We start from the raw sequence: 3098 nt of genomic DNA, 5'->3' as shown, positions 1-3098 counted from the left end.
GCCGTGAGCGGCTTGAGCACCAGCACGTGGCGCGCGCCGTTCACCTGCGCCAGCGGCGCGCAGTAGATGCGGGCGAAGGCCGAGTCGGCGCGCCGCTCCACGCGCACCACACGGGCCACGGGCAGCCCCGGCGGATACAGGCCGTCCACGCCGCTGGTGGTGAGCAGGTCGTTTTCCTGCACGTCGGCATTGCCGGGCATGAAGCGCAGCTCCATCCCGCCGCCGTGGGCGATGACCGGATCGCCATAGGCCACGCTGCGCGCGCCGGTGCGCAGGTTCATCACGGGAATGGCCTGGTCGCGGTCGATGAGCAGGGTCACCTCGCTCAGGAACGGGTGCACGCGGGTGACCTGGCCCAGCATGCCGGACTCGTCCATCACCGGCGAGCCGAGTTCGACGCCCGCCACCTGGCCCTGGTCGATCATCACGCGGCGGGTGTAGGGATCGGCGGCGTCGTAGATCACCTGCGCGGCCTGCGACGGCGTCGTCAGGCGCTCGCGCAACTCCAGCAGCTTGCGCAGCCGCGCGTTCTCCTGCAAGAGCTGCTCGGCCTGGTTGGCGCGCTCGGACATCTGCGCCATGTTGCGGCGGGCCGTGTCGGCATCGGCCTGGGCCACCTGCAGCGACTGGAAGTAGCCCGCCCCCTTGGCGGCGAACTCCACCGGCTGCAGCATGGTCCACTGCAGCGGGTAGAGCGCCACGGCCACGGCCTTGCGCAGCGGATCGGTCACCTGGAACCGGGCATCCGCCACCATCAAAAACAGCGCCAGGGCGCTGTAGAGGGCAAGTCGGGAGCGCGGCGAGGGCCCTTGCTTGAAGAAGGGCGGCGCGGACCGTTCGAGCGTACCGAGGGGCATGGGCAGGCAGGCCGTGGGATCAGGCGACAACCGGCCAGGCAGCGGCCGGGGGCGGCGCCAAGTGCGCGGCAGCGGTGGCCCGCCCGCAGCCCTGCACGCCCGGCAGGAGCGGAAGGAGGACGGCCAGCGGTTGATCCATGTCTTTTTCCAGGGCCCCGGCTTCGCGCCAGGGCCGGGCGTGTCACTCGCTCGTGAAGATGCTGCCCTGGCGGTCCATGCGCTCCAGCGCAATGCCGCACCCGCGCACCACGCAGGTCAGGGGGTCTTCGGCGACCAGCACCGGCAGGCCGGTCTCCTCGGCCAGCAGGCGGTCCAGGTCGCGCAGCAGGGCACCGCCGCCGGTGAGCATCATGCCGCGCTCGGCGATGTCGGCACCCAGTTCGGGGGGCGTTTGCTCCAGCGCGTTCTTGACGGCGGAGACGATCTGATTGAGGGGGTCGGTGAGCGCCTCCAGCACCTCGTTGCTGGAGATGGTGAAGCTGCGCGGCACGCCTTCGCTGAGGTTGCGGCCCTTGACTTCCATCTCGCGCACTTCGGAGCCGGGAAAGGCCGAGCCGATGTTCTTCTTGATGGCCTCCGCCGTGGGCTCGCCGATCAGCATGCCGTAGTTGCGGCGGATGTAGCTGATGATGGCCTCGTCGAACTTGTCGCCGCCCACGCGGACGCTGCCCTTGTAGACCATGCCGCCCAGCGAGATCACGCCCACCTCGGTGGTGCCGCCGCCGATGTCGACCACCATGGAGCCGGAGGCTTCGGAGACCGGCAGGCCGGCGCCGATGCCGGCGGCCATGGGCTCTTCGATCAGGTACACCGCGGTGGCACCGGCGGCCTCGGCCGCGTCCTTGATGGCGCGGCGCTCCACCTGGGTGGAGCCGCAGGGCACGCAGATGATGATGCGGGGGCTGGGGGTGAGCAGGGTGCGGGGGTGCACCATCTTGATGAACTGCTTGATCATCTGCTCGGTGATCACGAAATCCGCGATCACCCCGTCCTTCATCGGACGGATGGCTTCGATGTTGCCGGGCACCTTGCCCAGCATGGCCTTGGCTTCGCGGCCGACGGCCTGGATGACTTTCTTTCCGTGGGGGCGCCTTCGTGGCGGATGGCGACGACCGAGGGTTCATCGAGCACGATGCCCTTGTCGCGGGCAAAAATCAGGGTGTTGGCGGTGCCAAGGTCAATCGCAAGGTCGGTGGAGAAGTACCGACGGAAAGCTCCGAACATTCAAAAATCCTCTCAGGCACGGCATGCACGTCGGCCTGCCATCGCCGGGTGATATTAGGGGGTGTTTATTGGATTTTTTCGCACAATGACCGGCAGTTGGGAGGGTATTGCGGCAAAGCCGGGATAATACCGCATCCCCTGTGAATAACTCCCTCCGGCATGGCCCGGATTTCAGCTTTACATCCGGTTTCCCACCCCCCTTCCCCTATGGCACTGACACCCCAGGACATCGGCCGCATCGCCAATCTGGCGCGGCTCGAATTGAGTTCGGACGACAGTGAGCGCATGCTCACGCAGATCAACGGTTTCTTCGGCATCGTCGAGAAGATGCGGGCTGTGGATACTACCGGCGTTGCCCCCCTCGCGCACCCGGTCGCCGCCGTCCAGGCCGTGGCCCTGCGCCTGCGCGAGGACATCGCCAGCGAACCCGATCAGCGCGAAGCCAACCAGCGCAGCGCGCCGGCCGTGGAGAACGGCCTGTTCCTGGTGCCCAAGGTGATCGAATGAGGGCGCCCCGATGACCACTCACTCCACCACCGCATTGCACGATCTGGGCGTGGCCGCCCTGGCCACCGAACTGCGCGAGCGCCGCGTCTCCGCCGTCGAAGCCGCCCAGCACTTCCTGGCACGCGCCGCCGCCCACCAGAATCTGGGCGCCTACGTCGCCGTGAACGAAGAAGCCACCCTGGCGCAGGCCCGTGCGCAGGACGCGGCCATCGCGGCCGGCACGGCGGGCCCGCTGGCCGGCGTGCCCATCGCCCACAAGGACATCTTCGTCACGCGCGACTTCCCCAGCACGGCCGGATCGAAGATGCTGGCCGGCTACCAGTCGCCGTTCGACGCCACCGTGGTCGGCCAACTGGCCCAGGCCGGCGCCGTCACGCTGGGCAAGCTCAATTGCGACGAGTTCGCCATGGGCTCGGCCAACGAGAACTCCGCCGTGGCCCCGGTGGGCTTCGATGCGCCCGCGCCGGTGCGCAACCCCTGGGACGCCAGCCGCGTGCCGGGCGGCTCGTC

At 68.6% G+C, this 3098-nt stretch carries 4 protein-coding genes and 1 pseudogene; 3 read left to right on the top strand and 2 right to left on the bottom strand.

The annotated features are described in order from the left end of the window. Both mreC and AC27KI_RS21770 read right to left on the bottom strand, forming a co-directional pair. A partial coding sequence (gene mreC, locus AC27KI_RS21775) for a rod shape-determining protein MreC (RefSeq protein WP_487115783.1) occupies window positions 1-857 on the bottom strand: 857 nt, incomplete at its 3' end. Window positions 858-1038: 181 nt separating this feature from the next. Then, window positions 1039-2039: pseudogene (locus tag AC27KI_RS21770) on the bottom strand (rod shape-determining protein). Between AC27KI_RS21770 and AC27KI_RS21765 the strand changes: the two are divergent. The 3 genes from AC27KI_RS21765 to AC27KI_RS21755 form a co-directional block, all read left to right on the top strand. Further along, window positions 1953-2225 carry a hypothetical protein gene (locus AC27KI_RS21765; RefSeq protein WP_487115785.1) on the top strand — a complete coding sequence of 91 codons (273 nt, stop codon included), beginning with the start codon at window positions 1953-1955 and terminating at the stop codon, window positions 2223-2225. The pseudogene AC27KI_RS21770 and the gene AC27KI_RS21765 sit on opposite strands and share 87 nt — an antisense overlap. A gap of 63 nt (window positions 2226-2288) precedes the next feature. Further along, complete coding sequence (gene gatC / locus AC27KI_RS21760; RefSeq protein WP_487090688.1) at window positions 2289-2588, top strand: Asp-tRNA(Asn)/Glu-tRNA(Gln) amidotransferase subunit GatC; 300 nt, start codon at window positions 2289-2291, stop codon at window positions 2586-2588. Window positions 2589-2598: 10 nt separating this feature from the next. Further along, on the top strand, window positions 2599-3098 hold a 500-nt coding region (locus tag AC27KI_RS21755), incomplete at its 3' end, for an amidase family protein (protein WP_487115781.1).

This window comes from Acidovorax sp. KPB24-03 (assembly GCF_057546605.1).
This window is presented reverse-complemented; position numbering and strand designations above follow the sequence as displayed.